12 protein-coding genes are annotated in these 16,900 nt (G+C 66.9%); 5 read left to right on the forward strand and 7 right to left on the reverse strand.

The annotated features are described in order from the left end of the window. Positions 1-104: 104 nt before the first annotated feature. The 5 genes from U1H82_RS07920 to U1H82_RS07940 form a co-directional block, all read right to left on the reverse strand. A complete protein-coding gene (locus U1H82_RS07920; protein WP_322964384.1) occupies positions 105-1,520 on the reverse strand; it encodes an alpha,alpha-trehalose-phosphate synthase (UDP-forming) in 1,416 nt (471 codons plus the stop codon). After that, positions 1,517-3,295: a glycoside hydrolase family 15 protein gene (locus U1H82_RS07925; protein ID WP_322964385.1), complete on the reverse strand. Its 1,779-nt coding sequence runs from the start codon at positions 3,293-3,295 to the stop codon at positions 1,517-1,519. Before U1H82_RS07925 ends, U1H82_RS07920 begins: the two co-directional genes overlap by 4 nt. Further along, positions 3,295-4,068, reverse strand: a complete 774-nt coding sequence (gene otsB, locus U1H82_RS07930; protein ID WP_322964386.1) for a trehalose-phosphatase — start codon at positions 4,066-4,068, stop codon at positions 3,295-3,297. The genes U1H82_RS07925 and otsB overlap by 1 nt, the downstream gene beginning before the upstream one ends. Before the next feature lie 51 nt (positions 4,069-4,119). After that, entirely contained in the window at positions 4,120-5,223 is a 1,104-nt protein-coding gene (locus tag U1H82_RS07935; protein WP_322964387.1) for a mechanosensitive ion channel family protein, read from the reverse strand. Between the two features lie 151 nt (positions 5,224-5,374). Further along, positions 5,375-6,085, reverse strand: coding sequence for a hypothetical protein (locus U1H82_RS07940; RefSeq protein WP_322964388.1), 711 nt, complete (start codon positions 6,083-6,085; stop codon positions 5,375-5,377). 134 nt (positions 6,086-6,219) lie between these two features. Here U1H82_RS07940 and U1H82_RS07945 point away from each other — a divergent pair, with 134 nt between their 5' ends. The 4 genes from U1H82_RS07945 to U1H82_RS07960 all read left to right on the forward strand — a co-directional run bounded on the left by U1H82_RS07945 (position 6,220) and on the right by U1H82_RS07960 (position 11,393). After that, positions 6,220-6,888: a response regulator gene (locus tag U1H82_RS07945; RefSeq protein ID WP_322964389.1), complete on the forward strand. Its 669-nt coding sequence runs from the start codon at positions 6,220-6,222 to the stop codon at positions 6,886-6,888. A gap of 2 nt (positions 6,889-6,890) precedes the next feature. Then, positions 6,891-8,255, forward strand: a complete 1,365-nt coding sequence (locus tag U1H82_RS07950; RefSeq protein ID WP_322964390.1) for an ATP-binding protein — start codon at positions 6,891-6,893, stop codon at positions 8,253-8,255. A 13-nt stretch (positions 8,256-8,268) separates the two neighbouring features. After that, the gene (treF, locus tag U1H82_RS07955) at positions 8,269-9,840 is read left to right on the forward strand and encodes an alpha,alpha-trehalase TreF (protein WP_375339506.1); all 1,572 of its coding nucleotides are present in this window, start codon (positions 8,269-8,271) and stop codon (positions 9,838-9,840) included. Between the two features lie 269 nt (positions 9,841-10,109). Continuing rightward, the gene (locus tag U1H82_RS07960) at positions 10,110-11,393 is read left to right on the forward strand and encodes an Hsp70 family protein (protein WP_322964392.1); all 1,284 of its coding nucleotides are present in this window, start codon (positions 10,110-10,112) and stop codon (positions 11,391-11,393) included. 194 nt (positions 11,394-11,587) lie between these two features. Here the strand turns inward: U1H82_RS07960 and U1H82_RS07965 are convergent, their stop codons facing one another. Together U1H82_RS07965 and U1H82_RS07970 are read right to left on the reverse strand one after the other, a co-directional pair. Continuing rightward, on the reverse strand, positions 11,588-13,984 hold the full coding sequence (locus tag U1H82_RS07965) for a TonB-dependent receptor (RefSeq protein WP_322964393.1): 2,397 nt from the start codon (positions 13,982-13,984) through the stop codon (positions 11,588-11,590). 331 nt (positions 13,985-14,315) lie between these two features. Beyond that, a complete protein-coding gene (locus tag U1H82_RS07970) occupies positions 14,316-16,574 on the reverse strand; it encodes an NADP-dependent malic enzyme (protein ID WP_322964394.1) in 2,259 nt (752 codons plus the stop codon). 132 nt (positions 16,575-16,706) lie between these two features. On the opposite strand from U1H82_RS07970, the gene U1H82_RS18350 reads away from it, so the two are divergent. Next, positions 16,707-16,892, forward strand: coding sequence for an antitoxin (locus tag U1H82_RS18350; protein ID WP_511073012.1), 186 nt, complete (start codon positions 16,707-16,709; stop codon positions 16,890-16,892). Positions 16,893-16,900: the final 8 nt, after the last annotated feature.

Raw genomic sequence — 16,900 nt, forward strand, 5'->3', positions numbered from 1 at the left:
ATCGGGTCGAACTGACGTCATCGCGCTCCAGAGCAGGATGGCATGAGATCACCCCCCCCTAAAGGGGAGGGGCTTGCGTCGATTCGACGCAAGGCCATCAGACTCTAAGTCGCCGCCGCTTCGATCGCCTTGGCTTCGTCCTTCACCCCGTCGCCGCGAAGGACCGACAGGAACAGCTCGCACCACCAGAACACGTCTTCGCGCCGGACATTGTCGATCAGGCTTTCCCAGCGCCGGATACGCTCGTCGCGCGGCATGGTCAGCGCCTGGACGATCGCATCGGACATCTCCTCGGCGCTATAGGGGTTGATGAGCACCGCGTCCTTCAACTGCTCGGCCGCGCCCGCGAAGCGCGACAGGATCAGCACGCCGGGATCGTCGGGGTCCTGCGCCGCGACATATTCCTTGGCGACCAGGTTCATTCCGTCGCGCAGCGGCGTCACCAGCCCGATCCGCGCTGCGCGATAGATGCCCGCCAGCACCGGCCGGGGGAACCCCTTGTTGACGTAGCGGATCGGCACCCAGTCGATATCGGCATATTCGCCGTTGATCCGCCCCGACAGCGAATCGAGATTGGCGCGGATTTCCTGATAGGTGTTCACCTTCTCCCGGCTGGGTGGCGCGATCTGGAGCATATAGACGAGGCCGCGCCGCTCCGGGTTGGACGCCAGGAAGCGTTCATAGCCCAGGAACCGCTCGGCCAGCCCCTTGGAATAGTCGAGCCGGTCGACCCCGACGATCAGGCTGCGGCCGGTCGCCGACATATACATGCGTTCGCGTGCGAAACGGGCGTCATGCCCGCTGGCGGCTTCCTCGAACTCCTTGGTTTCGATACCGATCGGCGCGCGGATCGCCTGGATGGTGCGGCCGTTCCACGTCACCGCGCCATTCTCGCCCAGCGTGCCGCCCAGCTCCTTGGTCACATAGTCGCGGAAGCTGTCGAGCCAGTCCTCGGTATGAAAGCCGACCACATCATAGGCGAACAGCGACTCGACCAGCTTGCGATGGCTGGGCAACGACATCAGCAGGCGTACTGGCGGCCACGGGATATGCAGGAAGAAGCCGATTCGGTTCTTGAACCCCCGCTTGCGCAGGTCGCGGCCCAGCGGGATCAGATGATAGTCGTGGACCCAGACCAGATCGTCCGGTTCGATCAGCGGCTGAACCGTCTCGGCGAAGCGTTCGTTGACGCGGGCATAGCCGGAGTCGAAATCCCGCTCGAACTCGGTCAGGTCGATGCGATAGTGGAAGAGCGGCCAGAGCGTCCGGTTGGCATAGCCGTTATAATATTCGTCGATATCCTGCTCTTCCAGGTCGATGGTCGCGGTGGTGACGCCGCCACCCTGCTGGAAGTTGATATGGCCGGTGAACTCGTCGGTGGTCTCGCCCGACCAGCCGAACCAGATACCGCCCTGTTCGCGTAGTGCGGCCAGGAGTGCGACCGCCAGCCCGCCCTGATTTCCGCCCGGCCCGGTGGTGGGCGGCTGGACCCGGTTCGAGATGACGATCAGGCGACTCATCGCACGGCACTCCATGGTTTACTCAGCAGGACGGCGCAGTTGATCAGGCCGACCAGCGAATAGGTTTGCGGGTAATTCCCCCACAGTTCGCCCGTATTCGGGTCGATATCCTCGGACAGAAGCCCGGCGGGGGTGCAACGCGCCACCATCTCCTCGAACAGCGCGCGGGCGTCGGCATGACGCCCGGTGACATATAACGCCTCGATCAGCCAAAAAGTGCATACATTGAAGGCGGTATGCGGCAGACCGAAGTCATCCTCGGTCGCATAGCGCAGCATATGGCTGCCCCGGCGCAAGCCTTTTTCGACCGCATCCAGGGTCGAGCGGAAGCGGGGATCGTCGGGCGACAAGAAGCGCAGGTCGAGCAGCTGGATGATGCTGGCGTCGAGATCGTCGCCGCCGAAGGTCGCCGACATGCGCTGCGTCTCGGGGCGCCACGCCGCCTGCTCGATCGTCTCGCGCATCAGGTCGGCGCGTTCCTGCCAGAAGACCCGCCGATCCTCCAACCCCAGCGCCTGCGCGGCATTGGCCAGTCGGTCGCACGCCGCCCAGCACATGGCGGCGGAATAGGTGTGGACATGGCTCTTGGTGCGGAGTTCCCACAGGCCCGCATCCGGCTGGTCATATTTGGCCCAGGCGCGCTCACCGACACGCTCCAGCGAGTGGAAATCCTCCAGCCCGGACATGCGGAACAGGCGGGTGTCGAAAAAGGCCTGTACGTCGGACAGCACGATCTGGCCGTACGCGTCATGCTGAATCTGTTCATAGGCCTGGTTGCCGACACGGACCGGGCCCATGGCGCGATAACCGGGGAGCTTTTCCTCGATCCGCTCGACCAGGGTCGCCTCGCCGCCGACCCCATAAAGCGGCTGGATATGCCCGCCCTTGGCCGCATCGACGATGTTGCGGAGATATTCGAGATACCCCTCCAGCACATCGAGCGCGCCCAGCCGGTTGAGCGCCTGCACCGTGTAATAGGCGTCCCTGATCCAGCAGTAGCGATAATCCCAGTTGCGCCCCGAATCGGCATGTTCGGGCAGTGAGGTGGTCAGCGCGGCGACGATCGCGCCGGTTTCCTCATGCTGGCAGAGTTTCAGCGTGATCGCAGCGCGGATGACGACCGCCTGCCATTCGACCGGCGTGGCGAGCCCGCGCACCCAGTGGTGCCATTCGTTCGTCGTCCGCTCCAGCATCGCGCGGCTCGCCTCGCTCAGCACGCCCGCGAAGCTCTCGTCCGGCCCCAGGAACATGTGGATCGGGCGTTCCAGCCGGAACCATTGCTCGGCGGCGATATGGCCGACCGGCGCGTCGGTGCTGAGCCGCAGCGTCTGTTGCGTCATCAGATAGCGGATATGGTTGGACCCTTGCGTCCGCTCGGTCGGGCTACCCCAGTCGGTCGCGACGCGAAGCGCGATGCGGATGCGCGGGGAGCCGATGGGCCGCACGATCCGCACATAGCTGGTCGGGCGATAGACACGGCCCTCGCGCGAGAAGCGCGGGCAGAAATCGGTGATCTCGATGCCGTTGCCCCGGTCGTCCATATGGGTGGTGACCAGGATCGGGGTGTTGCGCAAATAGCCTTGCGTGGTCGAGACCCTGTCTTCCAGATCGATCGACCAATAGCCGGTCTGCGGCTCACCATCACCCAGCAGCGCGCAAAAGGCCGGGTCGCCATCGACGCGCGGTACGCAGCCCCAGACGAAACGCCCGGTCGAGTCGATCAGCGCCGACACCTGGCAATTGCCGATCGGCCAGAGATTCAGATCCTGTTGCATCAATTTGCATTCTCCAGCGCTTGGGCAAGCCATTGGTGGACGGCGGCGACATCGGGCAGGCGATAACGGGCGGCGGTTTCACGCATCGGACCGACCAGCACGCCAGCTCCGCCCAGGGCGGCGGCGGCGGCGAAGCCGTCCTCGTCGGTCACATCGTCGCCGAAGAAGATGGGCATGGTGCCGCGCATCGCAGGCGTGTCCATCAGCGTTTCGATCGCCTGCCCCTTGTCGCCGGGCAGGCGGACCTCGACCATCATCTTGCCGGGTTGCAGGGTCAGGCCATGCCGCTCGGCAATGGCCGCGGCTTCGCGCAGGGCCAGCGGTTCGGCTTCGGGCCTGCGGCGATAATGGAGTCCGGCGCCGAAGCTCTTGGTTTCGAAATACAGGTCGTTGGCCTCCGCCACCGCGCGCATCTCCTCGGTCGCGGCGGCGAGCTGGTCGGGCTTTTCCGGCTGGCTATGGCCGTCCTCCGGGCTGCGGCGCTCGGCACCATGGCTGCCCGCCAGCGTGAAATGCTGCGCCTGCGGGCCGAACAGCGCGTCGAGTTGCGCGATCGAACGGCCGCTGACGATGGCGAGGCGGCCGGGCATGTGTGCGGCCAGCGCATCCAGCCGGTCGGCAAGGTCGCGGCTGACATGCACGCCCTCGGGATTGTCGGCCAGATCGACCAGCGTGCCGTCGAAGTCCAGGAACAGGCTGTCGGTCGCGGACAGGCGAGGCGGAGGCGGAGCGAGGTCGAGCAGCATGGGCGAAAGCATAGCGGATGCGGACATGCCGAGTGAACCCATCCCCGCCGCTCGCGTTCCGCTGCGCTGCCGAAATGATTACTGTTGCCGAGTCACGCCGTGAGGGGACGGATTGGGGATGTCGCCCAAATGCTCCAACCGCCGCCTCGGCAACGCCTCGGGCATGTCGCGGCGGATATATTCGAGCAGCCCCTCGCGGATTTCGCAGCGCAGGTCGAAGGCGGTCGAGGCATCGCGCGCGGTCATCAGCCCGCGCACCTCGATCGAGTCCGGCTTCACATCGGTCACCTGCATGTTGAAGAAGCGCCGGTCCCAGCGGGTGCTCGCCTCGACCAGTTCGCCCATCTTCGCGCGCAACCGGGGAATGTCCGCCGCGGGATCGAGATACCAGAAGACCGACCCCAGCAACTGGCTGGTTTCGCGCGTCCAGTTCTGGAAGCTGTTCTCCAGGAACTTGGCGACCGGCACGACCAGCCGCCGCTCGTCCCAGATGCGCACCACGACGAAGGTCAGGTGAATCTGCTCGATCCGTCCCCATTCATTGTCGATGATGACCACATCGTCGAGGCGGATCGGCTCGGTAAAGGCCATCTGCACGCCCGCGATCAGGTTCTTGAGCGCAGGCTGCGCGGCGGCACCGACGACCAGGCCCGCAATACCCGCCGAGGCCATCAGGGTCACACCGATGGTGCGAATGCCCGGCACGCTCAGCAGCATCAGGCAGACGGTCAGGAACACGATCAGGAAGATGCCGATCCGCCCCAAAATCTGCGCCCGCGTCCGCTTGCGCCGGGCGCGCAAATTGTCCTCCACGCTGATATCGGCGCGCAGGTACACCACGCCCTGAAGCGCGCGCAGGGCCGACACCGCCAGCCAACCGAGCAGCGCCGGTACGCAAAAGCCCAGCGCCTGCCGCCAGATTTCGCGCCCGTCGCCCGACATCGGCACCAGCCGCATCGCGAAGCTGACTGCGATCGCGATCGCCACCCAGCGCAGCGGCTGGCGGATATGCGCGATCACCAGATCGTCGCTCTCGCTCGCCGTGCGTCTTGCGGCATGGCTGGCGACGCGCATCGCGACACTGTGGACCAGCACCGCGATCAGCACCGCCGCCGCGATGATGAGGACATGTTGCAGCCACAGCCATTCGGCCGGAATGTCGAGCGATCGAAGCCAGCGCATGGGCTGCAAAAGGGTCAGGATCGCGAAGGTTCCCGATATGCGTTCCCAATAGCGCCGATGCCGTCGCCCGGTGACACGCCATGGTCGACCGGGCGAGCCATGCGCAAAGACGCCCCCGACCGAGGTCGGAGGCGCCTTCGTCAGGGCCGGATCAGGCCGCCGGGCGTGCTGCGCCCGTGGGGGCCGGAGCCGGTGTACCGGCCGGGGGCGGGGGCGGCGGAACGGGGGCGCCCTGCGGCGCGGCACCGTTCACCGGCGGGGGCGGAGGCGGCGGCGGCACCGCGCCCGGTGCGCAGCCACCCGGCGGGGGCGGCGGGGGAGCCCCCGGACCACCCGGTGCCCCAGGCCCGCCCGGCGCTCCAGGTCCCCCCGGCCCACCCGGACCACCGGGCGGCGGAGGCGGGGGCGGACCGTCACCACGCGGGCCACCGGGGCCGCCGGGGCCACGCGGACCACCGGGCGGGGGCGGCGGCGGGCCGACCGGCACGACCGAACCGTTCGGCTCGACCAGATACTGGGCATGCATGATCCCGTCGTCGAAGCGCCCCTGCACCATCACGTTGCTGCCGACCGAGGGCATGGCATCGCGGTTGCTGGCGACCATCGCGCGGCCGGTGCCGTCCTGCACCACGAAACGGTCGCCGAACACTTCGGCCACACGCCCCTTGGCGGTGACGATGCCGTTGGTCGAGGACAGCTTGGCGATCGGCGTCGGGATGGTCGGCGCCATGGTCACGGTCGGTCGGGTCATCGAGACGGCGGCGGCGCCACCGCCTGCGCCCAGCGCGGTCAGGACCGCCGCCGCAGCGGCCAGCGGCACCTTGCCCTGCAAGCGGAAGGTCGGGATATTGAAACGAGACATCGTTCGATCTCCTTGGTTGATGTCCCGCTTTTAGGTGATTCGGCCCGATGCCCGCTGAACCACGCGGTTCAGATTGGGTTTAAGCTATGCGACGATAGCCGGGCGCGGGGACATAAGGGGACAATGAAGACGTCATGCGGATTCTGCTGGTCGAGGACGATCCCGCGCTGGGCCCCGCGATCGCGCGCGCGCTGCGTGCCGAACAATGCGCGGTCGATCTGTTCGCCAGCGGCGTCGATGCGGGCCATGCGGGCGATACCGAAATCTATGACGCCGCCGTGCTCGACCTGGGATTGCCCGATGGCGACGGCATGACCCTGCTGCGCCAGTGGCGCGAGGCGGGGCGCGACCTGCCCGTCCTGATCCTGACCGCGCGCGACGGCTGGTCGGACAAGGTCGCGGGGTTCAAGGCGGGTGCGGACGACTATCTGACCAAGCCGTTCCGCGTCGAGGAACTGGTCATGCGGCTGCGCGCGCTGGTCCGCCGTGCGGCGGGCCATGCCCAGCCGCGCCTGACCTGCGGCCCCCTCGCCTTCGACAGCCAGACCGGGCAGTTCGAGCTGGACGGCCTGCCGCTGAAGCTCACCGCGTTCGAGTGGCGCGTCCTGTCTGCGCTGATGCTGCGCAAGGAGGCGGTGATTCCCCGACTGGAACTGCTGGAGCGGGTCTATGAGGGCGATGCCGATGTCGACTCCAACAGCCTGGAGGTGATCGTCGGGCGGTTGCGCAAGAAGATCGGCGCCGACCTGATCGAGACGGTGCGAGGGCTGGGTTATCGCCTGACCGCAGGCGACGCGGCGTGAGGATGCCCCGGTCCATCCATGGCCGGATGATCCTGATCTCGGGCGCGGCGATCCTGGTGGCGCTGCTGCTGGCGGGCTGGGGCCTGACCAGCGCGCTGGAGGGGATCGTCACGCGCGGGCTCGACCAGCGGCTCGATTCCGAGATCGCCGTCCTCGCCTCCGCCGTCGACAAACAGGGTGCCGTCGACCGCGACCGTATCGCCCAACGGCGGGGCCTGCTGGAGCCCGAACCCGGCTGGCGCTGGCGGATCGTGGGGCCGGACGGAATGATCGGCTCGGGCGACTTTCCCCCGCTCGCCGCGCCGCATCCGCCGGGCCCGATCCCCCCCGGCCCGATCTCGGGCACCCCGCGCCCTGCCCCACCGCCCGGACCCGCCCCCGTCGAGCCACCCCATCCGGCCGAGGGCCGCACCGAACAGGGGGTCCGCGTCCATGCGCGCCAGATCACCATCGCATCGACACGGGGGCCGGTGACGATCACCGCCGCCGCCCCGCGTGCAGTCGTCGCGCGGCCGATCCGCGCCGCGCTGGTGCCGCTGCTCGGAATGCTGGCGGGGTTGGGCGTGCTGCTGGCGGGAGCGAGCCTGATCCAGTTGCGCCTGGGCCTGCGCCCGTTGCGCCGGTTGCGCGAACAGGTCGCCGCGATCCGCGCCGGAACCCGCACCCGCGTCGATGAGGATCAGCCCGCCGAACTCCAGCCGCTCGCCGCCGAGTTGAACGCGCTGACCGCCGACAGCGAACGCGCGCTGGCCGCTGCGCGCGCCTCGGCCGCCAATCTGGCCCATGCGCTCAAGACGCCGGTGGCGACGCTGGCGCTCGATCTGGCGGACGATCCGCCCCGTGCCGAGCAGATCGCCCGAATCGACGCGACCATCCGCCACCATCTTGCGCGCGCGCGGGTCCAGCTGGGCACCAGCCGCACCGCGACCGCGCTCCGCCCCGCGATGGACGATCTTGCCCATGCCATTGCGCGTATCCATGCCGATCGGGGGATCGGCGTCACCACCGATATCGCCGACGACCTGGCCGTCGCGATGGATGCGCAGGATCTGGACGAGGTGGCGGGCAATCTGGTCGACAATGCCGCGCGCCATGCCCGAACCAGGGTGACGATCGCGGCGGTCGCCGACGGGCGGCACATCCGGCTGAGCGTCACCGATGACGGCCCCGGCATCCCGGAGGCCGACCGGCTTCGCGCGACCCAGGCCGGAACCCGGCTGGACGAACGCGGCGACGGCCATGGCTTCGGCCTGGCGATCGCACGCGAACTGGCCGAATTGCATGGCGGCGCGCTGATTCTGGACGAAGCGCCGGGCGGCGGGCTGGCCGCCACCGTGATGCTGCCCCGCGCCGCCAGACCGGAATAATCAGGAGAGGATGATGATCGCCACCCGGTTCCGCCCGCTGGTCCTGCTGCCCGCGCTGGCACTGTTGCTCCAGGCACAGGTGATGCCGCCCTCACCGGCCGACATTTACGGCCCGCTGTTCGACGCGGTGCAGGAGGCGCAGGTATTTCCCGACGGCAAGACCTTTGCCGATGCCGTGCCCCGCGCGGCTCCGCAAGCGATCCTGGCCGACTATGCCCGCGAGAAACCCCGCGACAAGGCGGCGCTGACGGCCTTCGTCCTGCGTCATTTTTCGGTGCGCGGCGACCATCAGGGCAAGCCGCCGCTGCGCGCGCGCATCCGCGAGCTGTGGCCGGCGCTGGGCCGCGCGCCCTTTGCCGCGACGCCGGGATCGTCGGCACTGGGGTTGAACCATGGCTATGTCGTGCCCGGCGACCGGTTCCAGGAGATTTATTACTGGGACAGCTATTTCACCATGCTGGGGCTGAAGGCCGATGGGCAGACCCCGCTGATCGAGGCGATGCTGGCGGATTTCGTCGATCTGGTCGAACGCTACGGCCATGTCCCCAACGGCACGCGGACCTATTATCTCAGCCGGTCGCAGCCGCCCTTCCTGGCGCTGATGATGGACCTGTCGGACGATCGCGATCCGACGCTGGCAAAGCGGCGGCTTGCCGCGCTGATCCGCGAGCATGACTATTGGATGGCGGGGGCGACCTGCCTCGATGCGAGCGGGGCGTGCCAGCATGTCGTGCGGATGCCCGATGGCAGCCTGCTCAACCGCTATTGGGATGCGCGCGACACGCCGCGCGACGAAAGCTGGCGCGAGGATCGCGCCACCGCCGCCAAGGCCGCACCCCGCCCCGCTGGCCTGGTCCAGCGCGACCTGCGCGCGGCGGCGGAGTCGGGTTGGGATTTCAGCTCGCGCTGGCTGACCGATCCAATGCGGCTGGAGACGATCCACACCACCGACATCGTGCCGGTCGATCTCAACAGCCTGTTGTGGATCGCCGAGGCCCGGATCGCCGCGCGCGCCCAGGCGGCGGGTGAAGCGGCGACCGCGCGCCGCTTCACCGACATGGCGGCGCGACGGAAAGCTGCGATCGACCGCTATCTGTGGGTGGCGGGCGAAAGGCGCTTCGCCGATTGGGACCGGATCGCCAAGCACCCGACGCCGTCGCGTACCGCCGCCGTCCTCTTCCCGCTCTTCGCCGGGCTCGCCAGTGCCGAGCAGGCCCGCGCCGTCGCCGCGACGACCCGCACGACGCTGGTCGGCGAAGGTGGCTTGCGTACCACCGGCATCCGCACCGGTCAGCAATGGGATTCGCCCAATGGCTGGGCCCCGCTGCAATGGATCGCGGTCGAGGGACTGGGGCGCTACGGCGAACGGGCGCTGGCCAAGGACATCGCCCGCCGCTGGGTCGCCACCGTCGCGCGCACCTATGCCGAGACGGGCAAGCTGCTGGAAAAATATGATGTCGAGGAACGGCGGCCGGGCGGCGGCGGCGAGTATCCGACGCAGGACGGCTTCGGCTGGACCAACGGCGTGACGGCCGCGATGCTGGAGCGCTGGCCGGACCTGACGCCGACGGAGGGCGCGAAGTAGATTTTTGTTCGCGCGGAGGCGCGGAGAGGGTTCGTCTGGGGACCGTTTGGCCTTTCATCACGAGCGGGAGACATTCGATTCACGCGAAGGCGCGAAGCAGATCACCTGAAGATCGACATCTTTGCGCCTTCGCGGCTTCGCGTGAATCCTGTCTGCCACCCGAGAGCGGGTCCGACATCGCCACCTGTCCAAACACCTCCGCGTCTCCGCGCCTCCGCGCGAACAAAAAACCCCTCCCCTAGCCACGCGCTTCGTGTAGCGGACCCGGCATGACCGACATTTCGCGCCCCATTCTCGGTATCGACTTCGGCACCACCAATTCGGTCGTCGCCCGCGCAGAGGCTGGCGAGTCGCATCTCGTGCCCTTGCAAGGCCCCCAGGGCAGCGATCCCGTCTTCCGCTCCGCCCTGTGCTTTTGGGAGGATGACGGCATAGAGGTCGAGGCGGGCCCCTGGGCGATCGCCGAATATCTGGACTTTCCGGGCGGCAGCCGGTTCATCCAGTCGTTCAAGTCGGTCGCCGCCTCGCCCGTGTTCGAGCATGCGACCGTGTTCGACAAACGCTATCGCTTCGAGGAGCTGGGCCGCGCTTTTCTCGACCGGATGGCGGTGCGCAGCGGCGGCGCGCTCGATGGCAAGGCCGCGCGGATCGTCGTCGGCCGCCCGGTCGAATATGCCGGACATCGGCCCGACGAGGCCTTGGCGCGGGCACGCTATGACGCCATGTTCGCGCGGCTGGGGGCGGAGATCCATTATGTCTATGAGCCGCTCGGCGCCGCGTTCAGCTATGCGTCGCGGATCACCGAGCCCGCCACCGTGCTGGTCGCCGATTTCGGCGGCGGCACCAGCGACTTTTCGGTCGTCCGCATCGCCGCACCGGGCGCCGCACGCCGCTGCGAGCCGCTGGGCCATGCCGGTGTCGGCATTGCGGGCGACCGGTTCGACCAAAGGCTGATCGACCATCTCGTCCTGCCGCTGCTGGGCGCGGGCGGACGCTATCGCTCGTTCGACAAGGTGCTGGAGATTCCGCGCGGCTATTTCGCCGATTTCGCCGACTGGTCGCGGCTGGCGCTGATGCGCAACCGCAAGACGCTGGCCGAACTGGAAAAGCTGCGTCGCGCCGCGCTCGATCCGCAAGCCATCGGGCGGATGATCGCGATCATCGAGGAGGAGCAGGGATACCGGCTCTACGACGCGGTCGGCCAGGTGAAGCGCGACCTGTCCGCCGCCGAGGACGCCCGTTTCCGCTTCGAGGGCGGCGGTCTGTCGATCGAGGCGGACGTGACTCGCGCCGATTTCGAGGCCTGGATAGTCCCCGATCTGGTGCGGATCGAACAGGCGGTCGATCGCGCGCTGACGGCGGCGGCGGCCGGGCCGGAGCGCATCGATCAGGTGTTCCTGACCGGCGGCACCTCTCTGATGCCCGCGATCCGGCGGATGTTCGAGGCACGGTTCGGCGCGGAGAAGATCGCGACCGGCGGCGAACTCACCTCGATCGCGCATGGCCTGGCGCTGATCGGCGAACAGCCGGATATCGCGGCCTGGGCTACTTAAAGCCCATCTCCCGGCAGGGAGTTTCAGGTCGGTCATGCCCCCGACATGACCTAAACGATGCGGGACATCGTTTGCCTGAAACTGGGTTGGGGAGGGGCAAGAGCCGCGAGCGACTGGCTCGGTGAGACTTCCAGCCCTCCCCCCATCCCCTCCCGCCTGCGGGAGGGGAGCGGCCAGAGGCTAAGGACGGTTCTTCAGAAGCCCTTCTTCAACGTCACGAACCACTGGCGCGGCGCACCGGCCAGCAGCGTCTGGTTGTCGCCGCTGGCGGTGAAGCCGTTGGTGCCGACCGTCGCGATATATTTCTTGTCGGTCAGGTTGGTCACGCTGCCCTCGATCGAGAAGCCGCCCCATTCCTTCGGGAAACGATAGCCGATGCTGGCGTCGACCAGCACGCGGCCCGCAACCGACTGGTCGTTGAGATAGGTGAAATAGCGCTTCGACATATAGTCCGCGCCGACCCGGCCGAAGAACCGGCTGTCGTCATAGACCAGTTCGCCCTTCACCATGTTCTGCGGCTGGCCGACGACATAGCGGCCCTTTTCGGCGAGCAGATTGCCCTGCCCGTCGCGCACCGTCTGCTGATAGGTCGCATGGTTGTAGGAATAGCTGGCCAGCGCCGAGAAGGCGCGGGTCAGGCGGTAAAAGGCCGAAACCTCCGCGCCATAGCTTTCCACGCCGCCGACATTGTTCAGCGTCGGCGGAATGCCCTGGATCGCGGTGCCGATCGAATAGGTCAGCAGACGGTCGGAAAAGTCGATATAATAACCGACCGCCGACAGTTGCAGCCCGCCGGTCCGCGCGCGGATACCGCCTTCGACCGTCTTCGACTTTTCAGGCCGCACGGTGTTCTTGACCGCATCGAACGCCGCCTGGGTGATCGAGAAGGGCGGCGCGGTCGCCGCCGCGATGAAGGCGCGCATATTCTCGGTATAGCTGGCGAAGACCTCCGCCTGGTTGCCCAGATGCAGCACCGCGCCGACCTGCGGCAGGAACCAGTCCTCGCTCTGGATCTTGCCGCGCGCCAGACTGCCCGCCAGCACATTGGCCTGGTTGCGGACGCGCACGCCCTTCCACCCGCCATTGAGCGTCAGCTGGCCGATATCGATCGTGTCGCCGACCGAATATTGCAGCGTCTCGGTATCATATTTGCCGTTCCATACGGTCGCCATCGGATTGCTCTGGTAATCCAGCGCATTGCGGTTCGGCGTCGCGGTGTCGGTCATGCCATAGAGGCGGCGCGCCTGGTGCAGCGTGTTGCTTTCATACCAGCCGGTCAGTTCCAGCCTGTTGGCGCCGGTGGTCAGTGCCAGCTTGGCGATGGTCCCTGCGCGATCGAGGCTGTACTCGGTCGTGCGGAACGACAGCGGCGCGGGGTTGGTGATCGGCGTGCCATCGGCATTGGGCGCGCCCAGCGCCGTCGGGGTATAGGGCGTGATCCACGACCCCTGCCCCTTGTTATGGTGATAATAGCTGGTCGAGGTCAGCGACAGATGGTCGGTCAGGCGCGCGTCGAAGATGATGCCGCCCAGATAGTCGCGACGCAGGCCCGCCGCGTCGTAATAGCCGTCGTCGAGCGTGATCCCCGAGGGCAGGCCGATCTGAACCCCGGCATAGGGCGCGGTAAAGCCGGTCAGCGAACCGTTCTTCGCCTGATAGGCCGCCGCCGCCGCGCCGTTGGTCGCTTCCTTGGCATAGAGGATGGCGAGCGGATAATTGTTCGAGATATTGTCGTTATAATAGCCGCGTCGCTTGATGATATCGAGGCTCAGGTCCTGATAGTCGTTCTCGCGACGGTCGGAGAAGTTGAAGAAGCCGGTGATCGAACCGCGGTCGCCGAAATCCTTGACGATCTTGGCATTGGCCTGATGCTGACGCTGGCTGCCATAGCCCTTCCACTTGTCGGTGGTCAGATAGGCATAGCTGAGATAGCCCTTCAGCCCGCCGCCCAGATCGCCGCTGTCGACGCGAATGAAGGCGCGCGCGGTATCGTTGCTGCCATAAGTGCCCGAGGCGGCGATCCCGGCGGTCTCGGACGGCGCACGGCTGGTGAACTGGATGGTGCCGCCCAGATTGCTGGTCGAGGCGGTGCCGAGCGCACCCGCCCCCTGCGCGACGCTGGTCGAGGCGATATTCTCGGAGATGATGGCGCGGCTGATATGCAGGCCATTGGTCGGGCCATAGCTCATATCGCCCAGCGGCACGCCGTCGAGCGTGAAGCCCAGCTGGTTCTGGCTGAACCCGCGCAAGCTGATGCTGGTCGACCATTCATAGGCGCCGAAGGGATCGGCCGACTGGAAGTTGACGCCGGGCAGCTTGGAGATCGCCTTGAGCGGCGAGGTGCCGGGGGTCAACCGGTCGAGATCGGCGGCGGTGACGGTCTGGACCTGGCGGCTCTGGCCGAAGCCGAGCACGACGACATCAGCCGGAACGCTCGCCTGCTCGCCTTCCGTAGTGGCGGCGGCGGTGGGATCGGCCGTGACCGGACCGGTGCTGGCACCGGCGACGGCGGCTTGCGCAGGCAGGGTCTGCGCCGATGCGCCGGATGCGATCAGTGCGAGCGGCGCGACACCGATCAGAAACTTCACCATGAACTTGGCCCCCAAAATGGCTCGTTAACCCAATGGGGCGGGCGCATGGGGCCGGGGCGTGACACGCGCACGACAGCGTAATGACCGGAATGTGACGGGGTGGCGTTGTGGTTTTAGGGACACGATCGCTTTCCTCCCCTGCAAGGGGAGGGGGACCATCCGAAGGATGGTGGAGGGGTGTCACCCGGCGCGAGGACAGGGAAGCTCGCCAAGCGGGACACCCCTTCGTCAGGGCTTCGCCCTGCGACCTCCCCTTACAGGGGAGGAATAAAGAAAAAAGGGCCGGGCAACCTCTCGCTGCCCAGCCCCCTTTCCTACCCTATGGCGAGGATCAGCGTGCGATGCCGCCCGCCGCCAGCACGGCCAGCGTCACAAGATCGCCCGCGGTCGAGGTCATCGGCGCGATCTGCACCGGCTTTTCCATGCCGATCAGCATCGGACCGATCATGGAGTCGCCGCCCAGCTCGCGCAGCAGCTTGGCCGAGATATTGGCCGACTGGAGCCCCGGCATGATGAGCACATTCGCCGGACCCGACAGGCGCGAGAAGGGGAAGTTCGCCATCTGCTTGGGGTTCAACGCGACGTCGGGGGCCATGTCGCCTTCATATTCGAAACCGACCTGCCGCTTGTCGAGCGCGGCCACGCCGTCGCGGACATTGTCGATCCACTGGCCTTCGGGGTTGCCGAAGGTCGAATAGGACAGGAAGGCCACGCGCGGCTCATGCCCCATGCGGCGGGCGACGGCGGCGGTGCGCTCGGCGATATCGGCCAGTTCCTCGCCCGAGGGACGCTCATTGACCGTGGTGTCGGCAATGAAGACGGTATGGCTCTGCCCGACGAGCAGATGGATGCCGAACGGCACCTTGCCGTCGACCGGATCGATCACCCGGCGGATCTCGCGGAAGCTCTGCGCATAGGTGCGGGTGATGCCAGTGATCATCGCATCGGCCTGGCCCAGTTGCAACATCACCGAGCCGAAGATGTTGCGATCCTGGTTGATGAGCCGCTCGGCATCGCGCTTCAGGTAACCACGCCGCTGGAGCCGCTCATAGAGGAAGTCGACCATCTGCGGCACCATCTCCGAGGTGCGGCTGTTATGGACTTCATATTCCTTGGGGTTGGTGACGCCCAGCGCCTTGAGGCGGTCATAGACATCGTCGCGGCCGACCAGCACCGGCGTCCCATAGCCGCCTTCCTTGAAGGCGATGGCGGCGCGCAGCACGACTTCCTCTTCGCCCTCGGCGAACAGCACGCGCTTCGGATGCGCGCGGGCGCCCTCATAGGCGAGCGTCAGGACCGAGGTGGTCGGGTTGAGACGCGCACGCAGCTTCTGGCGATAGGCGTCCATGTCCAGGATCGGCCGCGTCGCCACGCCCGAGTCCATTGCCGCCTTGGCCACCGCCGAGGGGACCAGCTCCATCAGGCGCGGGTCGAACGGCGCGGGGATGATATATTCGGGGCCGAATGTATGCTGCGTGCCATAGGCCAGCGCGACTTCCTCGGGCACGCGCTGGCGCGCCAGTTCGGCGATCGCATTGGCGGCGGCGATCTTCATCTCGTCATTGATGCCGGTCGCGCGCACGTCGAGCGCGCCGCGGAAGATGAAGGGGAAGCCGATGACGTTGTTGACCTGGTTCGGATAGTCCGAACGCCCGGTCGCGACGATCGCGTCGGGGCGCGCCGCCTTGGCAAGTTCGGGGCGGATTTCCGGCTCCGGATTGGCCATGGCGAAGATGATCGGCGAGGGCGCCATGTCCTTGACCATCTCGGGCTTCAGCGCGCCTGCCGCCGATAGCCCCAGGAACACGTCGGCACCCGACAGCGCCTCGGTCAGGGTACGGCGGTCGGTGACGGCGGCGTGCGCCGACTGCCACTGGTTGATGTCCTCGCGGCCCTGATAGATCACGCCGGTCCGGTCGCACATGATGACGTTCTCGTGCCGGACGCCCATCGCCTTCATCAGCTCGGTACAGGCGATCGCCGCCGCGCCCGCGCCGTTGACGACGACCTTGATCTCATCCAGCCGCCGGTCGGTCAGCAGACAGGCGTTGATGAGCCCCGCCGCGCATATGATCGCGGTGCCGTGCTGGTCGTCATGGAAGACCGGGATGTTCATCCGCTCGCGCAGCGTCTGCTCGATGATGAAGCATTCAGGCGACTTGATGTCTTCCAGGTTGATGCCGCCGAAGCTCGGCTCCATCAGCTCGATCGCGTCGATGATCCGGTCGACATCCTCGGTCTTCAACTCGATATCGATCGAGTCGACATCGGCGAAGCGCTTGAAGAGCACCGCCTTGCCCTCCATCACCGGCTTGGAGGCGAGCGCGCCCAGATTGCCGAGACCCAGGATGGCGGTGCCGTTGGAGATGACCGCCACGAGGTTGCCCTTGGCGGTATAGTCATAGGCCGTAGCAGGGTCCTCGGCGATGGCCTTCACCGGCACCGCGACGCCGGGCGAATAGGCCAGCGCCAGGTCGCGCTGCGTCGCCATCGGCTTGGACGCGATGATCTCGATCTTGCCGGGGCGTCCCTCGGAATGGAACAGCAGGGCCTCGCGCTCGGAAAACTGGTCGGTGGGTTCGTCGGACATGCGCGCGGCCTTCGATGCTGTGGATACAAGGACGCTACGGCTCATTAAACTTTCGGACACCGCTGACAACCCTGTCACGCAGTCCTTTTGCTGCCCTAGGCAAGCCGAAGCATCAGGCTTATACGTTCGGCTATGGAGCATGAGCCCGGCATTTTCGAGCGCCATGACGAGCAAGCGGAACACGCTGCGGACCTGCGGGCATTGGCGGATTTCCAGGCTGGACGTTATTACGATCACGCCGTCGTTGCGCGTTGGCTGCAAACATGGGGTACGCCGGGACGGGTGTCGTTTCACGAATGGCTCGCAGCGAACGGTTGATCGCTTAC

This window comes from Sphingomonas fuzhouensis (genome assembly GCF_034659795.1).
GTDB lineage: Bacteria > Pseudomonadota > Alphaproteobacteria > Sphingomonadales > Sphingomonadaceae > Sphingomonas > Sphingomonas fuzhouensis.

What these genes read in the sequence shown, in the direction of transcription:
- treF (WP_375339506.1), top strand. Translation starts at nt 8,269, where the DNA reads ATGATCGCCACCCGGTTCCGCCCGCTGGTCCTGCTGCCCGCGCTGGCA.
- U1H82_RS07945 (WP_322964389.1), top strand. Translation starts at nt 6,220, where the DNA reads ATGCGGATTCTGCTGGTCGAGGACGATCCCGCGCTGGGCCCCGCGATC.
- U1H82_RS07970 (WP_322964394.1), bottom strand. Translation starts at nt 16,574, where the DNA reads ATGTCCGACGAACCCACCGACCAGTTTTCCGAGCGCGAGGCCCTGCTG.
- U1H82_RS18350 (WP_511073012.1), top strand. Translation starts at nt 16,707, where the DNA reads ATGGAGCATGAGCCCGGCATTTTCGAGCGCCATGACGAGCAAGCGGAA.
- U1H82_RS07920 (WP_322964384.1), bottom strand. Translation starts at nt 1,520, where the DNA reads ATGAGTCGCCTGATCGTCATCTCGAACCGGGTCCAGCCGCCCACCACC.
- otsB (WP_322964386.1), bottom strand. Translation starts at nt 4,068, where the DNA reads ATGTCCGCATCCGCTATGCTTTCGCCCATGCTGCTCGACCTCGCTCCG.
- U1H82_RS07935 (WP_322964387.1), bottom strand. Translation starts at nt 5,223, where the DNA reads ATGCGCTGGCTTCGATCGCTCGACATTCCGGCCGAATGGCTGTGGCTG.
- U1H82_RS07965 (WP_322964393.1), bottom strand. Translation starts at nt 13,984, where the DNA reads ATGGTGAAGTTTCTGATCGGTGTCGCGCCGCTCGCACTGATCGCATCC.
- U1H82_RS07960 (WP_322964392.1), top strand. Translation starts at nt 10,110, where the DNA reads ATGACCGACATTTCGCGCCCCATTCTCGGTATCGACTTCGGCACCACC.
- U1H82_RS07925 (WP_322964385.1), bottom strand. Translation starts at nt 3,295, where the DNA reads ATGCAACAGGATCTGAATCTCTGGCCGATCGGCAATTGCCAGGTGTCG.
- U1H82_RS07940 (WP_322964388.1), bottom strand. Translation starts at nt 6,085, where the DNA reads ATGTCTCGTTTCAATATCCCGACCTTCCGCTTGCAGGGCAAGGTGCCG.
- U1H82_RS07950 (WP_322964390.1), top strand. Translation starts at nt 6,891, where the DNA reads ATGCCCCGGTCCATCCATGGCCGGATGATCCTGATCTCGGGCGCGGCG.